This window comes from Thermonema rossianum DSM 10300 (assembly GCF_000426825.1).
In the GTDB taxonomy this organism is placed as follows: domain Bacteria; phylum Bacteroidota; class Bacteroidia; order Cytophagales; family Thermonemataceae; genus Thermonema; species Thermonema rossianum.
In genome coordinates this window covers 137,515-155,782 of record NZ_KE384579.1, presented here as the reverse complement: position 1 = coordinate 155,782, position 18,268 = coordinate 137,515, and the positions used below count along the sequence as shown (strand labels likewise).

13 protein-coding genes are annotated in these 18,268 nt (G+C 49.5%); 12 read left to right on the top strand and 1 reads right to left on the bottom strand.

The window, feature by feature from the left end; all coding sequences use genetic code 11:
- Positions 1 to 91: 91 nt before the first annotated feature.
- From gldA to K384_RS12290, 3 genes are read left to right on the top strand one after another with little or no spacing between them, the layout of a single operon-like run.
- Positions 92 to 1,018 (top strand): gliding motility-associated ABC transporter ATP-binding subunit GldA, encoded by a 927-nt coding sequence (gene gldA, locus K384_RS12300; protein ID WP_038032790.1) that lies wholly within the window; start codon positions 92 to 94, stop codon positions 1,016 to 1,018.
- Positions 1,019 to 1,032: 14 nt separating this feature from the next.
- On the top strand, positions 1,033 to 1,794 hold the full coding sequence (gene gldF / locus K384_RS12295) for a gliding motility-associated ABC transporter permease subunit GldF (RefSeq protein ID WP_038032789.1): 762 nt from the start codon (positions 1,033 to 1,035) through the stop codon (positions 1,792 to 1,794).
- Positions 1,788 to 2,522: a VIT1/CCC1 transporter family protein gene (locus tag K384_RS12290; protein WP_038032788.1), complete on the top strand. Its 735-nt coding sequence runs from the start codon at positions 1,788 to 1,790 to the stop codon at positions 2,520 to 2,522. The genes gldF and K384_RS12290 overlap by 7 nt, the downstream gene beginning before the upstream one ends.
- Before the next feature lie 278 nt (positions 2,523 to 2,800).
- Here K384_RS12290 and K384_RS12285 read toward each other — a convergent pair whose 3' ends face one another.
- Positions 2,801 to 4,924: a peptidylprolyl isomerase gene (locus tag K384_RS12285; protein ID WP_038033005.1), complete on the bottom strand. Its 2,124-nt coding sequence runs from the start codon at positions 4,922 to 4,924 to the stop codon at positions 2,801 to 2,803.
- 144 nt (positions 4,925 to 5,068) lie between these two features.
- On the opposite strand from K384_RS12285, the gene K384_RS13875 reads away from it, so the two are divergent.
- The 9 genes from K384_RS13875 (at position 5,069) to K384_RS12235 (ending at position 18,204) form a co-directional block, all read left to right on the top strand.
- A complete protein-coding gene (locus tag K384_RS13875; protein WP_038032787.1) occupies positions 5,069 to 5,605 on the top strand; it encodes a hypothetical protein in 537 nt (178 codons plus the stop codon).
- Positions 5,605 to 6,420, top strand: coding sequence for an NAD(P)-binding domain-containing protein (locus K384_RS12275; protein ID WP_038032786.1), 816 nt, complete (start codon positions 5,605 to 5,607; stop codon positions 6,418 to 6,420). The genes K384_RS13875 and K384_RS12275 overlap by 1 nt, the downstream gene beginning before the upstream one ends.
- A gap of 602 nt (positions 6,421 to 7,022) precedes the next feature.
- Positions 7,023 to 7,214: a hypothetical protein gene (locus K384_RS13790; RefSeq protein WP_157630164.1), complete on the top strand. Its 192-nt coding sequence runs from the start codon at positions 7,023 to 7,025 to the stop codon at positions 7,212 to 7,214.
- Positions 7,215 to 7,309: 95 nt separating this feature from the next.
- Entirely contained in the window at positions 7,310 to 8,443 is a 1,134-nt protein-coding gene (locus K384_RS12270) for an NHL repeat-containing protein (RefSeq protein ID WP_157630163.1), read from the top strand.
- 748 nt (positions 8,444 to 9,191) lie between these two features.
- Positions 9,192 to 10,310 carry a hypothetical protein gene (locus K384_RS12255; RefSeq protein WP_038032782.1) on the top strand — a complete coding sequence of 373 codons (1,119 nt, stop codon included), beginning with the start codon at positions 9,192 to 9,194 and terminating at the stop codon, positions 10,308 to 10,310.
- A 24-nt stretch (positions 10,311 to 10,334) separates the two neighbouring features.
- Positions 10,335 to 10,871: a hypothetical protein gene (locus K384_RS12250; protein WP_157630162.1), complete on the top strand. Its 537-nt coding sequence runs from the start codon at positions 10,335 to 10,337 to the stop codon at positions 10,869 to 10,871.
- A gap of 38 nt (positions 10,872 to 10,909) precedes the next feature.
- Positions 10,910 to 12,010 (top strand): efflux RND transporter periplasmic adaptor subunit, encoded by a 1,101-nt coding sequence (locus K384_RS12245; RefSeq protein WP_038032780.1) that lies wholly within the window; start codon positions 10,910 to 10,912, stop codon positions 12,008 to 12,010.
- Positions 12,011 to 12,031: 21 nt separating this feature from the next.
- Positions 12,032 to 15,097, top strand: a complete 3,066-nt coding sequence (locus K384_RS12240; protein ID WP_038032779.1) for an efflux RND transporter permease subunit — start codon at positions 12,032 to 12,034, stop codon at positions 15,095 to 15,097.
- Positions 15,094 to 18,204, top strand: a complete 3,111-nt coding sequence (locus tag K384_RS12235; protein WP_038032778.1) for an efflux RND transporter permease subunit — start codon at positions 15,094 to 15,096, stop codon at positions 18,202 to 18,204. The genes K384_RS12240 and K384_RS12235 overlap by 4 nt, the downstream gene beginning before the upstream one ends.
- Positions 18,205 to 18,268: the final 64 nt, after the last annotated feature.

Sequence of the window (18,268 nt, the reverse complement as noted above, 5' to 3'; positions counted from 1 at the left end):
TATAGGATTTCAATGTTTGCCGGCAGTGCCCCTGCAAGCTTTCATATCATTTATTTGTGTTATTTTCGCTTGAAAACAAGAGCATACGCTTATGTCAGTAGTGGTAGAGCATTTAAGTAAGCTATACGGCTCGCAACGCGCCGTAGATGATATTTCTTTTGAAGCACAAGCCGGGCAAATCGTAGGTTTTTTGGGTCCGAACGGTGCCGGCAAATCCACAACCATGAAAATGATTTGCGGTTATTTGACACCCAATGCCGGCCATGTGCGTGTGTGTGGCTATGAAGTAGGCACACAAAGCATGGAAGTGCGCCGGCGTATCGGCTACCTGCCCGAGCACAATCCGCTCTACACCGACATGTATGTGCGCGAGTTCTTACGTTTCATAGGGCATATACACGGCATCAGGGGCCAGCGCTTGAGCCGGCGTGTCGAAGAGATGGTGGCGCTTTGTGGTCTGGAACGAGAACAGCACAAAAAGATAGGGGCACTTTCGAAAGGGTACCGCCAAAGGGTGGGGTTGGCACAGGCACTCATTCACGACCCACCGGTACTTATCTTAGACGAGCCCACTTCGGGGCTGGATCCCAATCAGATAGCGGAAATAAGGCAGGTGATTAAAGAAGCTGCTGCCAATAAAACCATTATTTTTTCCACGCATATTTTACAAGAAGTAGAAATGCTTTGCGACCGCGTCATTATCATTAACCGTGGGCGGCTGGTCGCTGATGCTTCCATGACCGAACTGCGCCGCATGATGCAACACCGGGTGGTGTGTGTAGAGTTTGGGCACGCTGTTGAAAGCACGCTGCTGGAAGCCCTGCCCGGGGTGCACCAGGTGCAGCAAAGCGCCGGTTTTGCCTACCGAATCAGCTGTGAAGACAGCGACAAGCTGCGGCCGGCTCTGCTTGCGCTCATTCAACAAAACGGCTGGAACATGCTCAGCTTGCAAAACGAAAGCAACCGCCTGGAAGATATTTTTCGCCAACTCACTCAAAACACAAACGAAGCGATTTAAAAAAACTCGATGCCATGTTCACTATCTTTTTGCGTGAAGTAACTGCTTTTCTCAACAGCCTGATTGCCTATATCGTCATGGCTGCTTTTCTTACAGCCATGGGCTTGTTGCTGTGGGTTTTTCCTGATACCAATGTGTTGGATTACGGCTTTGCCGACATGAGCACTTTCTTTTACTTTGCGCCCTATGTGTTTATGTTTTTGATTCCGGCCATCACGATGCGTTCCTTTGCCGAAGAAAAAAAGAACGGCACACTGGAGTTGTTGCTTACCAAGCCATTGCGCGAGTGGGAAATCATTTTGGGCAAGTTCTTTGCTGCCTGGGCTCTGGTGTTGCTTACACTGCTGCCTACCTTGGTGTATTATTACAGCCTGGACGTGCTGGGGACCGTCCCCATTCGTTCGCCACAGGGGGAAGTGTTGTTGTCGAAAAATATAGATGCAGCGGGCATCTTTGCTTCCTATATAGGATTGTTGTTGCTGGGTGGTGTATTTTGTGCCATCGGTTTGTTGAGCTCTTCGCTGAGCCGTGACCAAATCACCGCCTTCGTTATTGGGGTGTTTCTCTGCTTTGCCCTTTTTATCGGCTTCTCTTCCATCGCCAAAATACGCGAAACCGCCGACTGGGCATTCTATGTCATGCAGATGGGCATCGATTATCATTACTACGGCATGAGCAAAGGACTCATAGACCTGCGCAGTGCTACCTACCTCTTGTCGGTGGCTGCGCTCATGCTTTTCTTTACAAAACTCATTATCAACAGCAGAAAATGGTAGATAAAAAAACACAGCACATAGAGCGCCGGCTGCATCAAAACGATGGCAAGTGGCGTGACTATATTGCCGAGTTTGTGTATGGGGGCATCGATGGCAGCATTACTACCTTTGCTGTGGTAGCCGGCGCCGCCGGGGCACACCTCGACAGCTCCGTGGTCATTATCTTGGGCTTGGCCAACCTCATCGCCGATGGTTTTTCCATGTCTGTAGGCGCTTATTTGTCTGCCAAAACCGAAAAGGAAGAGTATAAAAAGCACGAACGCATAGAATATTGGGAAGTGGAACATATGCCCGAGCGGGAAAAAGAAGAAGTGCGCGAAATATACCGGCAAAAGGGGTTTGAAGAGCCACTGTTGAGCCAAGTGGTAGAAGTCATCACGGCAGATAAAAAACGCTGGGTCGATGTGATGATGAAAGAAGAGCTGGGCATGATAAAAGACGAACGCTCGCCCTTTGCTTTGGGGCTTTCTACCTTTATTGCCTTCTTGCTGGTGGGGGCTATTCCGCTGCTGGTGTATGTATGGGATTGGCTTGTGGGCACAAGGCTTCCGCTCTTCCCTGTGTCATGCATAGCCACGGGCATCGCTTTCGTGGTGGTGGGTTATCTCAAAGCCCATGTCAACCGCAGCTCCAAGTTGAAGGGCATTGCCGAAACCTTGCTCTTGGGCACCTCGGCGGCTGTGTTGTCCTACATGGTGGGGTATTATCTGGAAAAGTGGTTGGCATAAACACTCCCACCGGGTTTTCCTGCCGCTTGCTTCTTGACACTTTGCCATTTCAAGCATCCACTTGCCATTTCGAGCGTAAGCGAGCAATCTATTCTGCTTCTTGCGGGTTGCTTTGCTTGAGATTTTCCACCTCACTGCCTTCGGTTCGAAATGACAAGTTGCACTACGCTTCGTTTGCAAGGGCAGGCTGTAGCGGCATTGCTCCTCCGGAGCATCTCTTTATACATAAAAAAGGCGGGTAAATACCCGCCTTTTATTGTTTGATGGTGTTGTATCTGTTAGAAAAACTTGCCACGATAATCTTTCACCTCGTATATCTTACGCAAGGCCTGATCCATGAAGAATGGCGTAGAGCCTTTCTGACGGTCAACCAACTGCTTTTTATATTGCGAATAGTCGGCAATTTCGGCAGCCGGCTGTGTACTTACCAGTTGCATGACAAACACACCTGACTCTGCGGCAAAAGGCGGGGTACGGTCACCGACATTTTTCAAACCAAACGCACGCCCCACTGCGGTAGGATTGAAGCCGGTCACGCCAATAGCCGTGGCATTCAAAGGCACGGTAGCCGTGTTTACGGTCACATTGCCGTAGGCAGTGGCTATCTCATCCAACGATTTGGATGCTGCTTTGATTTCCTTCATTTTGTTGATGATGTACTCCCCTTTCTTTTCTTTGGTTACCTCGGCAGTCAATATGTCGCGGTAGTAGTTAATGTCCACCTTGTCTTGGCTGTAACGCTCGGTTACGATGGCTACTACCACTTTGTTTTCCTCGGGTATTTCAAAAAGAGAAGGCGACTTACCTACGGGCGTTTCCTCCTTGAATGCCCAGCGAATCACCTCGCGGGCGTTGTTCAGGCCGGCAATGGCACGGGATGCAGGCTTCACGCGGTCGGCACGTTGCAACACCAAAGCCGGGTTTTCTTCTACTTTCTTGCGGAAGTCTTGTACGTTGGTTACTTCGGACAGGAAGATTTGCGCTTTTTCGTATGCTTCGTTGTAAGCCTCCTGGCCGGGTGCCAGCACACGGTCAATGGTGGCTATTTTGTACTTCTTATTGGTTTTGGGGTGAATGATTTTTACGATGTGATAGCCAAATTCCGTTTCAACCAGATATGGCAGCAAGCCCGGTTTATCGGCAGAGAAGACCGCTTTTTCAAAAGGCTCTACCATCACATTGCGCCCGAACCATCCTAAGTCGCCTCCTTTGGCAGCGGTACCGTCGGTACCATAGATACGCGCCATTTTAGCGAAGTCTTCACCTGCTTTCAGCTTTTCCAACACCTCCTGGGCACGGCGCTTGGCATCGGCTTTGTCTTCGGCTTTATCGCCGGCCGGGCGGAAAAGGATATGGGCGGCACGCACATACTCCACGCTGTCTTCTTTTACGTCTATCACCTTCACGAGCATATAACGGTTATCTTGCAGGAAAGGTCCGTAAATACCGCCCTTGATGAGCGGGCGCTCTTCCGAGAATACGCCATCGGGGATTTGATTGGGTGCATACCATCCATATTGGGCTTGGGTGTCGCTTTCGCGCATCACCAGCAGCGAGTCGTCTTTGGCTACGGCCAATGCTTTTGCCAGGTCGCGCAGCTCCTGCTGCAGAGCCAAAGAGTCTTCGCGAGAAGGCTTCACTTCAAAGACCACGTACTCAAGCGAAACGGCATCCTCGGCAGGGAAGCGCTCGCGGTACTGGTTCAGATAGCGCTCAAGGTCAGCATCGGTTACTTTCACCACCGAATCGGGCAAAGAAGCGTAAGGCACAAATACATACTTGATTTCTACACGGCTGTTTTGGGCTTCATATTCGCGCTTGCCTTCCCAAGAGGTAGCATACACAGAGTGTTGCATCATGTTGCGGTATTTGGTTTGCAAGCGGTCTTGCTTGAGCCCTTCTTCGAAATTGCGCCATTGGGCAGCCATCTGCGGGTTTTGCTTTACAAACTGCAGGTATTGCTCTACCAACTGGCGGCTGAATTTTCCGGTGCTGTCGCGGAAAGCGGCCAGCACTTGGGGATGCACAAAGAGCGAGTCGCCCATCAACATGGCGCGCAGCTCTTCTTTGCCTACGCCCAAGCCCAACTTTTCGATTTCGGGCAGATACACTTTTTCAAAAACAATCATTTGCCATGCTTGCTCACGCAACATCTGCATGGTCTGTTCGTCGGGCTGGCGCCCTGCCTGCATGGCAAAGTTGGCTTTCAGCGGTTCCAAATAGTTGTTAAACTCGGTGTAGGTGATTTCCTCACCGTCTATTTCACCTACCACGGGGTCGTTACCCCCTCGCAAACCTCCGGTCTGCAGAATATCACTACCTACCAAAAACAACGCAAGCCCTAAGGCTATGAAAATAATGGCGATGCCGGCACGTTGTCTAATCTTACTAATTATAGCCATACGTTTTTTGTTTATACCAAAATGAGATTGCAAAAAAAATACATTCGCTAAGAAAAACAAAATTTCGATTGGTTTTCTTAAAAAGCCCACAAAGGAATTGTAAGGCTTTTTTTCTTTTGCTAATTTAGAAAAAAATCACACGCCATGGATATCCGTTTTTATTGGGAACAATACAACAGCAACCGCCCCCATGAAGTAGATGAAGCCACCTTTCGAAGTTTGTGTTTGCTTTATCCGGTGGTGTATGTGCTCACCGCCGACGGCAAGCTGGACCTTGTAGAGCGTCATTTTTTGAAACAACTGGAAAAGCAAAGCGGCAAGGCCGACGATTTGCTGCATCTGGAAGTGCTTCATATCGCACAGGAACGCGACACCTACCGCCCCCTGTTCACCGGTGCTTTGCGCCAACTGATAGCGCAAGGTGAAGTGAGTGCCGACACGCTGTTTCATTCTATGCTTTTGGCTGCCCGCTGCAGCTACAACGATTGGAAAAACAATGCCATCTATGCGCAATATCCGGCATGGGCAGAAATACCGGTCAAACTGCTGGCTGCTTTTCTGCAAGCTTCCGAAGAAAAGAGCAGCCTCTCCGATGCAGAAAAAAAGGCAATTATAGAATTCATGGAAGCTCTTACCGGCGACGCAAGCGCTTATGTCCAACAACTGGAAGCTGCCGGGTGATGAATAAAGTCAAAAGCATTGCCATCGTCGGCTGCGGTTGGCTGGGCGAAGCCTTGGCACTCCATTGTATGAAGCAGGGAATCGCCGAAGTAAGAGGCAGCAGCCGCCAAAGCGAACGGGCTGCCCGGCTGCGCCACCAAGGGATAGACGGCCGGGTGCTGGAGTTGCCTGTTGCCGATAGTCACGCCCTGCAATCTTTTTTAAGTGCCGACATATGTGTTTTCAGCCTGTCGCCCCGCACACCCCATTACCTCGAAGCACTCCGGCAGGTGTGTGCTCATCTGCCCGGGGGAACGCGACTCCTGCTGCTCAGTGCTACCTCCGTGTATCCCGACAGTGGCGAAGAGGTGGATGAGGACACGCCCCTCGACGACCGGCACACAGGGAACCCGGTCCAATGGCAAGCCGAAGCGCTGGTGCAGGCACAAACAAACACCGGTTTGATTGTGCGCCTGGGGGGACTTATGGGCTACGACCGCTTTTTGCTGAAGTATTTCATGAATAAAGAGGGTATTGCAGGTGCCGATACCCCCGTAAACCATATCCACCGGGACGACGCAGTCAATATTCTTTTCCGGCTTATGGAAAGCGATATAGAAAGCGGCATTTTCAATGCGGTGGCGCCTCTGCATCCCACCAAGCGGGAAATACTGGAAGTGCAAGCGCGCCGCACGGGCATCACATTGCCCCCTTGGGTGAAACCCTACCGGCAACCACACAAAAAAGTAGTACCTAAGCACCTCTTGCAAGCCTTTGATTATCAATTTATATACCCCGACCCGGCAGATTTCCCGTTTGCCTTTCCCCAAAAATAGCCTGTGCTTCTTTTGCAGAAAATATATTTTTTCCTACCTTTGCATCGCTACGCAGTCAGCTCCTGCCGAATCCCCCAGGGTTGGAATATACAGCAAGGGTAAGGTGGTTGAGCGGCTGGCGTAGCTTTTTTATTTCCCCTCCGTGAAATACACCATTCACCTCTCTTATCAGCACTCCCACGGCTTGGCGCAACCGGCGGCGACGCTTGTCATTTTTAAAAGAAACGCATCGAAACCTGTCATCTCGAACTCGCGAAGTGTGAGAGAGATATCAGCCAAACCAAGCCGCAAGAATCCAAAGAGATTTCTCGCTACGCTCGAAATGACAAAAGGGAGGAGGGTTGAAATGACAAAGGAAAGAAAAGCCCAAGCGACAACTGGTAAATACTTTTGTTAAAATACAAACAAAAATCAATGTATCAACACTAAAAATATTTTTACCTGCTAACAAAAAAATCACACAAAACACTTGACTCGTATTTTTTTTTTTTACACTTGCAGTGTTCAATGCATGTGGCGCCTACACTGTACAGACATGCAGCGAACAAACCCCACGCCGGCAAGGGGATTTTATCTATGTTCCACTTAAAATCTTAAAAGTCATGAAGAAAGTAAAAATATTACTGGCACTGTTTGCTTTAACTGGAGCTATTTTATTTAGCTCAGAAACAAAATCACAGGGACGCTATGAGTCAGTTCATGGAACAATTCATATAGAAAATGACGTAACTATAGTTGATTGTACAGAACCGGGCAGCGTACTGTGTATCGTTAAAAAATGTGAAATAATATAGTCTAACGAAGACAATCCCCCGTAAGCAGGGGATTGTCTTCTTTTTTACATTTGCATTTTTACCATATCTATAACACCTCCGAAAATCGCAAAATCATGAAGCTACTTCATGCATCACTTAGTCTTTGTACCCTCATACTATTGTTTGCTTGCGGCAGCGAGTCCGAACAAGCCGGGCACCCTATCGCAGAAGTGGAATTTCAAAAGCAAGATGGCTTTAATGTTTCTCCCATTATAGGCAGCTTTGCAGACTTCTTGGGTAAAAAGTTGTTATTTGGCAATACACGCACCGGTGATATCGTTGTTTATGACTTAGCCAAGCGCCAGCAATATCATTTCAACCGTAAGGGGGATGGTCCAGAAGAATACTCTTGGGTACTAAATCAGATTGGCTTTTTTGATGATACCACCATTGCAGTGGGAGACCATCGTGGTATAAAACTATACAAGCTCAATGGTCAATATGTCCGGACAATCAAAGTAAATCGTGACTCACCTTATCCTGTGAAATTACCCAAAACTGCATATCCCTACATCATTTGCTACAACCCAAGCGCCCCGGCAGCAATATGGCAAAAAGAGTATTACCAAAGTCCGCGCCCTTATTTGTTGCGTATCAACAGCCAAGACAGCACCGACAGGCTGCCTATGGGCTCTTTCCCCGAGCCGGAGAGCCTCTTTGCCTCAGGTAAATACTGGGGAAAGTCGTATCCTATTTTCACCACAGCCCCACAAACGCAAGAATTATATGTGGTCTTTTCGAATGAGCCAATCGTTTATGTATTCGATATCAAAAAAGGCAAAAAACTGGGAAGTATAAAACTGAAGCTTGCCGATTTCAATCCTTTACTATATCCTATCGAAAGCAAAGAACCGCACATAGGATTGTACGAGGACTTGTTGCTGGAAAGCAATATAAAAACAATACAATTCCTTGATAAAGATACATTCTACATCATCTATGCTCGTGGAATGAATATAGAAGAAGCCAAAGAGTTCCTTAAGGAACACCCTGAATATCCCAACACTCATATAAGATTCGATCACCATGTAGTACTGTGTACACGCCAAGGAGAGATTATAAGCGAGTTCGTCGTGCCTAAGAAAATGGGCGCTCCCGTCATGATGCTCGATAAGCAAACTATCATCATAAAAGCTCACCTAAGCGAAGAGGATGAAATAGCCAACAAAAGCAGATTTGAGATATACAAAATCAATGTCAAATCGTAAGGCGAAGACTTAAACGGAATGCAAACAAAAACTGCCATCTCTCACAAGCGCAACGTAGCTTGTCATTTCGAACCGAGCGCAGCGAGGTGAGAAATCTCATCGAACCAAGCCACAAGCAGGCAAATAGATTTCTCGCTACGCTCGAAATGACAAAAGGGGATGCTCGAAATGACAAGGGAATAAAAACCCAAGCGGCAATCGAAAGGTATTTTCTTAAAAAGCAAACAAAAATCAATGTACCAACACTAAAAATATTTTCACCCGTTAACAAAAAAATTACACAAGACACTTGACTCGTATTTTTTTTTTACACTTGCAATGTTCAATGCATGTGGCGCCTGCACTGTACAGACATGCAGCGAACAAACCCCACGCCGGCAAGGGGATTTTATCTATGTTCCACTTAAAATCTTAAAAGCCATGAAAAAGGTCATCTTTGCTTTTGCAACCCTGCTTGCTTCCGCTGTATTGTTTTCGGAGAAAGGAGAAAGGAGAAGCATGCGCAGTATCTGCCTCCTGTGGCAGTGAAACCATCTCTTGTAGCGGTAATAAATCGTGCTCTGCTGTAAGTGACGATAATAGTATCACTGTGACTTGTATAAACCATGATGGTACAGGGTCAGTAGCCCAATGTCAAAAAACCCGAAGTATGGCTTAATGAATGCACAAGCTAAGAGAGGAGGCCTCCTCTCTTAGCTTGGTATAAATACCCAAAGGCATGTGCAGATATAAATAAAAAGATAAAAATATGAAACCACTCAAAACATTTCTATTTTCACTTGCAAGCTTACTGCTGCTCACACAATGCCAAACAGAAGAGCAACCCCAAGAGCAGATCTCTTTTGAAAACATGCCCACTTTTACCCTGCAAGCCACCCGCCACGTGGATGCTTTTGACGACACACTCTTCTGGAAATACGACGTTGAGCTCTGCCAGTACAAAAATCACTACATCATTACTTCCAAACAGAATCATTTCCTTGTAGTTACGGATACCAACTTTCATATAGTGGGCTATCACGGAAAATATGGGAAAGGTCCGGGCGAATTTGGCTATCCGGGAAAAATTTTCACCATACAAGACACCATCTATGTGGAGGATGGATTAAACGGTGAATTTGACATGTTTCGTTTTCCCGAAGCAACCTATATTGGGAGTGTGAAAGAGAAGTCAAATCATGAACTCATTATTACCTCAATAAGTTCGATAAGTTTAGATCCGGTTCAAAAGCGACTATATGCCTCGGCTCATAACACAATACAAAACCGCTATGAAGTCGTAGTTACCGGTTTATTTGACCATACACAAGTGTATTCACAAATCCCGTATAGTTTTCCCTATTACAAAGAACGCCTCAATTGGCACCAAGCCCATGTAACTTCTTTCTATGGCGGCAAGTATGTATGCGCCGTGGGATTCACTCAACCCTTTGTCATTGCCTTCGATACTGGAAAGCGTGATACCCTTTGGCAGCTGGACCTCACCCAAGCTCCGCCCATGAAAAGAGCCTTTGACAGCCTGCAAGTGGATATCAAAGAAAGAAAAAGGGAAGAATACAGTAAACCTTATATGATACCTATGTTTGTTACTCAAGCCTTTGCCCATGACCGTTTTTTGTTTGTTTGCTTCAATGAGCGGCTGGGCGTGGGAAAACCGCGTGCGAAGAGCGTGCAAGCCATCATTGTCGAGATTCTGCCCGATGGCTTCTACCGCCCCAAAGGCTATCTCAAACTGCGCACGGGTAATATAGAAGATGACTATTTCAGCTTCAAAATTTTACATATAGACAGAGAAAGCAAACAACTCATTGCCCAGGGCAGTACGGGTACCATCTACGTATTTCCCTTGCCCGGGGAGCTGCTGTAATTAAGATTTAAGCAAAAAAGACACATGAAAAGATATATATTTCTGCTATGCGCTCTTTTGATAGGAAATATGGCATGTGATACGTCAGATTCGCCTCAAACACAAATAACCGATACACTGACCACTGCATTTCAGCTAAAAGAGCGGCACAGGCATATGCAGGATTTATTCTTCAACAGAGCACAAAATCATGAAGCGATAGACTCAATAAGCCGGCAATATACTTATACCGGCATTTACAAAGCAGGCGATTGCCCTGACTGTGTAGAGATACTTTTACGGGTTTTATGCGATAGCACAATCAACCGGCAAGCAGCCGTCTTTACTTTCGAAGATCCTGTGTGGCAACAACAACAAAGTTATTACGAGCAACTCACTCCCTGCACTATCCACATTCTGCCACGCAGCCATCCGCTCTACGATATGCTGCATTCAATAGATACCCCTCTTATACTACAAAGCCGTAGCGGGAAACTTTCGCGCATTATTTTCATTCAAAAAGACTACCCCTTGAAGGAAGAGCACTGGATTGAAATATTACAAAATCCCAAAATTCCTTAAATTTGCATAAAACCAATGCATCATTACATTTAAAACTAATGAAAGGAAAAATACTCCATTTGCTTATTTTGGGGGTGTTGGTGCAGGCAAGCGGCGGCTGCAACCAAAGCAAGAGCGAGCCCGGCGAAAGTGAAGCCGGCTTCACGGCAGAGGTACAGCTTCCCGAAAGTACGCCGGTAAGTATTGCGCCTGTCGAAGAAAAGACCTTCGTTTACCGTATTCGCCTGCAAGGCAGCATCAAAGCCGCCGAGATGGCCGAACTGCGCTTTAAAAACAGCGGCTACCTGGATAAAATATGGGTGCACAACGGCCGGCAGGTAAGCCGGGGTGCCCTGCTGGCGCAACTCGCCGACGACGAATGGCAGCTGGCAGTAAGCAGTGCCGAAGCCCGGCGTGCCAAAGCCTATGAAGATTACATCAAAGAGCTGGTCGATTACGGGGGCGACCCGCGTGCCCCACATGGCGGCATCGATTCCACCCTTCACGAACGCATACGCACACGCACCGGCCTGCGGGCTGCCGAGATAGAAGTAGCGCAAGCACGCCTCACCCTGCGCAACGCGCGTCTGTATGCCCCTTTCGCGGGTGTGGTGGCCGACTTGAAGCGGAGCCCGGGCAACTACATCACCGCCAATGAAGTATTCTGCCGGCTGTACAACCCACAGACCCTCTACCTCGAAGCCGAAGTGCCCGAAAGCGAAGCCCCCTATCTGCGCCCGGGGCTGCCTGCCCGCCTCACGCCCTTGTCCATGCCGGGGCACAGCTATCAAGCCCGGCTGCATGAAGTGAACCCGGTGGTCAACGAGCGGGGCATGCTGCAGTTGCGGCTGCGCATATCCTCGCCGGCGGGGCTGATGCCCGGCATGCATGCCGAAGGCATAATGAAAGTGCCATCGCACCGCGCCCTCTGCGTGCCCAAAGAAGCCGTGGTAGTCCGCAGCGGCAAAAAAGTAGTGTTTGCCGTAACAGAAGACGGCATTGCCAAATGGCACTACGTGCAAACGGGTGCCGAAAACGACCGTGAAATAGAAATCACCGAAGGTTTGCACGCCGGACAATGGGTGATTGTGTCCAACAACCTGCAGCTGGCACACGACTCGCCCGTAGAAGTACAAGACACACTGCGTACGGCGCCTTAAAAGAGAAAAATAAAACTTGGCATGTTCAGCTACCTTTTCCAACGCCCCATTGCGGTACTCATGGTCAGTACCGTGGTGGTTATTTTTAGCATAGTAGCCTTCTTGCAGCTGCCGGTATCGCTGCTGCCCGACATAGATGTGCCCCAAATGGTGGTGAAGGTCCGTTATCCCGGCGCTTCGCCCCGGGAAGTAGAACAACAGGTGCTGCGGCTGCTGCGCGAAAACATGCTCACGCTGCAACACCTGCGCGAAATAGAGAGCCAAGCCGAAGAAGAAAGCGGGCGCCTGCTGCTCTTCTTCGACTATGGCACCAATATGGACCTCGCCTTCATTGAAGCCAATGAAGTCATTGACCACCTTGGCAGCCACCTGCCCCGTCACTTGGAACGCCCACAGGTGGTGCGCCTCAACACGACCGACGTGCCCATTGCCCGCCTGCAGGTTACCTACCGGCACACACAAACAGGCGGTTCGGCAGCGCAGCTGTCCGACATGGCAGAAAAGGTATTGAAGAAGCGCATCGAAGCGCTGCCCGGCGTGGCAATGGTTGACCTCAACGGTTTGTATCGTCGCAGCCTGTGGGTGTTTCCACAAAGAGAAAAACTCATGGCGCACCGCATCGACGAGCAGCAGCTCATACAAACCATCAAACAAAACAACAGCGAATTGACCTCTATTTCCATACGTGACGGCAATTACCGCTATTATCTGCGTATTGGTGCCCCCTTGCAAGACGTTGAAAGCCTCCGCCGGTTGCCCATACAAACTGCCGGGCAGCAAGTACTGCAGCTGGGCGAGCTGGCGCATATTGTCGATTCGGTAGAAACGCCCAAAGGCTTTCATCTTTTCAATTTAAAAGAAGGCGTCGTCATCAATATACACAAGCAGAGCAGTGCCCGCATGCCGGAAGTCATGCAAACACTCGACACCTTGCTCGTAGAGCTGCGCCACGACTACCCCAACCTTGATTTTACCCTCACGCAGTCGCAATACGAAGTGCTGGACATGAGCATTTCCAACCTGAAGAACGACCTGCTCTTCGGGGGCATTGGCGCCTTTCTGGTGCTGCTGCTCTTTATCGGCAACTACCGGGTGCCTTTTCTCATAGGCGTGGTGCTGCCTACCTCTCTCATCATGAGCTTTTCGGTTTTTTACCTGTTCGATGTGTCTTTGAATGTGATTTCGCTGGCAGGGCTCACGCTCGGCCTGGGCATGACCATCGACAACGCCATCATCATCTTCGACCACATAGGCAAGATGCGCAAGGCAGGCATGCCGCTGCTCGAAAGCTGTGTGAAGGGCACTTCCGAAATGGTAGCCCCCTTGGTGAGCTCGGCGCTTACGACACAAGCCGTTTTCATTCCCTTGGTGTTTCTGGATGGGCTGAGCGGTGCCCTCAGCTACGACCAAGCGGTGGCAGTGGGGGCTATCCTGTTTACTTCCTTGCTGGTGTCTTTTTTCCTGCTTCCTTTGCTGTATCTTTTGCTTTTCCGCAACAGCAACCAATTGCCGCGCGAAGACAACCGGCTTTATCTTTGGGCACTCAGAGGCTATAAAAAACTTTACCATTGGTGTCTTGCCCGGCGGCGGCTGGTATTCCCCACCCTGCTGGTGGCAGGTGTGGCAGGCTTGGGCATTGCTTTCCTGCTGCCCATAGAAGGCATGCCCACACTCAAACGCAAAGACATGAGCGTGCATATAGAATGGAACGAACCGCTCTCGGCCAATGAAAACCGGCGCCGGGTGGAAGCACTGCTGCGGCAGTTCTCGAAACACTACCACCTGAGCGAAAGCGATATAGGGCAAATGCAATATTTGATGCAAACAGCCAACGCCACTGCCCAGCAGGCAACCATTTACTTTCTGTTTAACACCTACCAAGAGCGCAAACAGTTTGAACAACTGCTAAGCCAATATTTCAGCCGCTATTATCCCGGCGCATCGGTGCATCTTGGCGAAGCCCCCAACATCTTCGACATGCTCTTCCGGTCAGATAAGCCCTACTGGAGTGCCCGCTTTCGTTCGCTGCGTGGCAGCGAGCCTGTGCCCATAGGACAACTGCAGCGCATTGCCGACAGCTTGCGCGCACAGCTTCCACAAGGCGGCTGGCAAGCAGATGCCGGCATGGAAGCGCATACGCTCGTTTCTGTGGAAGTGCGCCAACAAGCACTGCAACGCTATGGCGTGCATTACCAACAGTTGCTGCAAACGCTCAAAGCCACTTTCGCAGAAAATACCGCAGACTATTTGCACGACTTCAACGAAGCGGTGCCCATTGTGGTAGCCTATCGTGGCAACGACTTCCACGAAAAGTTACATAAAAGCTATGTGGTCGTCGATAGCCTGCGCCGCTATCCCCTGTCTTTATTCGTGGATATACACACCGGGCAAACGCACCGCAGCCTTACCGCTGACCGTGCCGGCATTTACCACGCTTTGCATGCTACCAATGCCGCCTTGCCCATAGACGCTGCCGAAGCCCTCAGCAGCCGCCTGGCACAAGCCTATCGCCTGCGTGTCGATTTCAGCGGGCAACACTACGACAACCGGCAAAATATCGGGCGCATGCTGTTTATTCTTGCGCTTTCGGTTTTGTTGCTTTATTTCATCCTGAGCATAGAGTTTGAGTCGTTGCGGCAGCCGCTCATCGTGATTTTCACTTTGCCGCTTGGCTTCACGGGCAGCTTCTTGCTCTTATGGCTGGCAGGCGAAAGCCTCAATATCATGGCTGCCATTGGCCTGGTGGTGATGCTGGGTATCATAGACAACGAATCCATCTTGAAAATAGACGCCATCAACCGCCTGCGCCAAAGCATGCCCTTGGACGAAGCCATTGCCAAAGCCGGTGAAATTACCTTCAAGCCCATTTTCATGACTTCGCTCACCAACATTTTGGCGCTGACGCCTTTCCTTTTTGACAGCAGCATGGCAGGCGACCTGCAGCGTCCTTTTGTGTTGGCCATCATCGGGGGCTTAAGCATCGGAAGCTTTATCTCCCTTTTCTTCGTGCCGCTGATGTACCGGGCACTAACCGCCCGCAAGTCAAAAGCCGCCTCATTTCCCGGAACAAAAAAACATGGACAATGAGCCCGTTTCGCCTCGTATTTGTGTTTGTTGTGCTGGCGCTGTTGTCTTTGCTGAGTCTGCCCTACATAAGCGTAAAGTACGCCCCCTCGCTGCGTAAGCCTACGCTCTACATCAGCTATGGCTTGCCGCAGGCACCGCCCGAAGTGGTAGAGCAAAAAATTACCGCCCCGCTTGAAAACATGCTTTCCAATATCAGCGAAGTGGAAAAGATGGAGTCGGTGTCGCGTTACAATGGTGGCAGCATCACGCTTTATTTCAATGAAAAAACAGATTTGGACTTCAAACGCTTCGAAGTAAGCAACCTTATCCGGCAGCTTTATCCACAATTGCCGCCCAATGCAAGTTATCCGCAGGTTTATCCCTCGGCAAGTGAAGAAGATGAAAAACGCAGCCCCCTGCTGGTCTATTCTGTTTATGCACCTCTTGCACCGGCTTTCATTCAAAAAACCATCGAAGAGCAAATCAAGCGGCCGCTTTCGTCTGTCCGCGAAATCGAACGCATGGATATTTACGGGGCACGCCCCCTGCAGCTGACCGTGGAATATGACGCCCAACGGCTGCTTGCCTACGGGCTGAAGGTAAGCGACCTGCAACAGCATCTGCAGCGTTTCTTTGAACGGCAGTTCGTGGGCATCTACGAAAGTCCTCAACAGCAGCGTTTCTATATGGAAGTGCTCATGCTGCCGCAGTCGCTTCACGACATCGAACAAAGCGAGCTGCGCCCGGGCATGCGCTTCGGTTTTTTTGCAAAGCTCTATAGGGAAGAAGAAGAAGCACGCCGCTATTTCCGCATCAACGGAAAGAATGCGGTGCGTTTGCTTGTGTATGCCCGCCCGGATGTAAACACTTTGGTGCTTGCCGAACAGGTGCACAATCGTATCGAGCGGCTGGCAAGACGCCTGCCCGAAGGCTTTCGCGTAGTGCTCGAAGATGACCGTACCGAAAAGATGCGCGAGGAGCTGCAAAAAATTCAATACCGCACCGGTTTGTCTGTGGCTATCTTGCTGTTGATTATCCTGCTTATTTACCGCGACTGGCGCTATCTGCTGGTATTGCTGGGTGGTGTTTTCATCAACCTGTCATTGACTTTCGCCCTCATTTACCTGTTGGGCATTGAAGTGCACATTTACTCACTGGCAGGCCTCACACTCTCGTTCGGCATGTTGCTCGACAACGCCGTGGTGATGCTCGACCACCTGAAAAAGAAAGGCAATACACGTGCTTTTCTGGGACTGCTGGGGGCTACAAGCACCACCATGGCAGCTCTGGGGCTGGTGTGGCTGCTGCCCGAAGAGCAGCGACTTTCGCTTATCGATTTTGCATGGGTGATTATCCTTAGTTTGGGGCTCTCACTCGTGGTCGCTTTGTTTTTTACGCCGGCGGCTTACCGTCTTTTTTTACAAAAAGAAAGTGTTGCCACAAAAAAGAAGATGCCTTTCGGCAGACAACGGCGGCGCTATAAGCGCTATCTATACTATGAACGCCTGATTGCGTGGCTGGCCGCGCATAAGAAATCGTTCACCTTGGCGGTACTGCTGATGTTTGGCACACCGGTATTTATGCTGCCCTCCGAAGTGAAAGGCTGGGAGTGGTACAACCAATCGCTTGGCAGTGAATATTACTTGGAAAACATACGTCCCTATGTGGATAAGGTGCTGGGCGGCGCCTTGCGCCTGTTTATGCAAGAGGTTTATGAGAAAGCACGCTTCCGCACACTGGAGCGCACTCAACTGACGGTATATGCCCGCATGCCTTTCGGCACCACGCCGCAGCAGATGAATGCGGTCATAGAGAAAGTGGAACAGTACCTTTCGGGTATTCAAGGTATCGATAAATTTGTCACCAACATTTATTCGGGGCAAAGCGCTACCATTGTCATTTATTTCAAACCGGAATATGAACAAACCGGCTTGCCTTATATGCTCAAATCCATGCTTATCAAGCAATCGCTCGACTGGGCAGGGGTAGGCTGGTCGGTATATGGCGTAGGGGAAGGATTTAGCAACATCACCGGCGAACAGATGCGCCAAATGCGGGTGCGCATGACCGGATATCATTACGACAAACTTTATGAGCAAGCCCAAAGGTTTGCGACTCTTTTGCAGAGACACCCCCGTGTGAAAGACCTCAACCTGAACGAGCGCCTGAGCTATGGTGACAGAAACACCGAGGCTTTCCGTATGCACCTGAACACTACCCTGCTGGCACAAGCCGGCTTGTCGAACCGGGCATTGCTTCAGGGCATTGAGCTCTACAGCCTTGCCCCCTATGCGCAGTCTTATGTGTCGTATGAGAACGAGTACGTGCCGGTCTTTTTTCGCGAAGAGGGAGCCAAGCGTTTTTCCACTTACGAGTTGAAAAAACAAAACCTGCTGCTGAACCGGCAGAAGAGTGTACGCCCGGAGCTTTTCTCCCGCCTGCAATTCGAAAAATTGAACGATGCCATTTACAAAGAAAACCGGCAATACATCCGCATCATCGGCTTTGAATACTATGGCTCCTATAACTTCGGCGAGCGCTATCTGCAGCGTTGCATAAAACAATACCGCAAGGTGCTGCCGCCCGGCTTTACTATCGACAAAGACGACTTTACCTTCTACTTCTTCGATATGCAAAAAAACAAACGTTCTTATACCATCCTGCTGTTGTTGCTGGGCGTGGTCTATATGATTTGCGCCATATTGTTCGAAAACCTCCTCAAGCCTTTTTATATCATCATCACGGTGCCGCTTTCGTTTATCGGTTTGTTTCTCATCTTTGCATGGGGCGATTTCTCTTTCGACCAAGGAGGATATGCCGCTTTTGTGCTGTTGGGCGGCTTGGTGGTGAATGCTGCCATCTTCATACTGAACGAATACAATCAAACGCGCAACAGCGACAGGCGCCTGCGTCGTATCTGCCGCGCCGTATGGTACAAGTCAGTCCCTATCTTGATAACCACCTTTTCCACGGTCATGGGGCTGGTGCCTTTCCTGAGCGAAGGCGACCAAGAGATTTTCTGGTTTTCGCTGGCAATTGGTTCCATCGGGGGGCTTTTGTTTTCGCTCTTTGGTGTTTTCGTTGCCCTGCCTGTCTGGATGTCGCCTTCCGGTAGCAAGCATGCTTAGCTTGCTTTGGCAAGCCTTTTCTTTGGTTTTTGTCTTTTGGGGTGCTCCCTTGTCATTTCGAGCG

Coding starts and splice junctions, on each gene's coding strand:
- gldA (WP_038032790.1), top strand. CDS start 92: ATGTCAGTAGTGGTAGAGCATTTAAGTAAGCTATACGGCTCGCAACGC.
- gldF (WP_038032789.1), top strand. CDS start 1,033: ATGTTCACTATCTTTTTGCGTGAAGTAACTGCTTTTCTCAACAGCCTG.
- K384_RS12290 (WP_038032788.1), top strand. CDS start 1,788: ATGGTAGATAAAAAAACACAGCACATAGAGCGCCGGCTGCATCAAAAC.
- K384_RS12285 (WP_038033005.1), bottom strand. CDS start 4,924: ATGGCTATAATTAGTAAGATTAGACAACGTGCCGGCATCGCCATTATT.
- K384_RS13875 (WP_038032787.1), top strand. CDS start 5,069: ATGGATATCCGTTTTTATTGGGAACAATACAACAGCAACCGCCCCCAT.
- K384_RS12275 (WP_038032786.1), top strand. CDS start 5,605: ATGAATAAAGTCAAAAGCATTGCCATCGTCGGCTGCGGTTGGCTGGGC.
- K384_RS13790 (WP_157630164.1), top strand. CDS start 7,023: ATGAAGAAAGTAAAAATATTACTGGCACTGTTTGCTTTAACTGGAGCT.
- K384_RS12270 (WP_157630163.1), top strand. CDS start 7,310: ATGAAGCTACTTCATGCATCACTTAGTCTTTGTACCCTCATACTATTG.
- K384_RS12255 (WP_038032782.1), top strand. CDS start 9,192: ATGAAACCACTCAAAACATTTCTATTTTCACTTGCAAGCTTACTGCTG.
- K384_RS12250 (WP_157630162.1), top strand. CDS start 10,335: ATGAAAAGATATATATTTCTGCTATGCGCTCTTTTGATAGGAAATATG.
- K384_RS12245 (WP_038032780.1), top strand. CDS start 10,910: ATGAAAGGAAAAATACTCCATTTGCTTATTTTGGGGGTGTTGGTGCAG.
- K384_RS12240 (WP_038032779.1), top strand. CDS start 12,032: ATGTTCAGCTACCTTTTCCAACGCCCCATTGCGGTACTCATGGTCAGT.
- K384_RS12235 (WP_038032778.1), top strand. CDS start 15,094: ATGAGCCCGTTTCGCCTCGTATTTGTGTTTGTTGTGCTGGCGCTGTTG.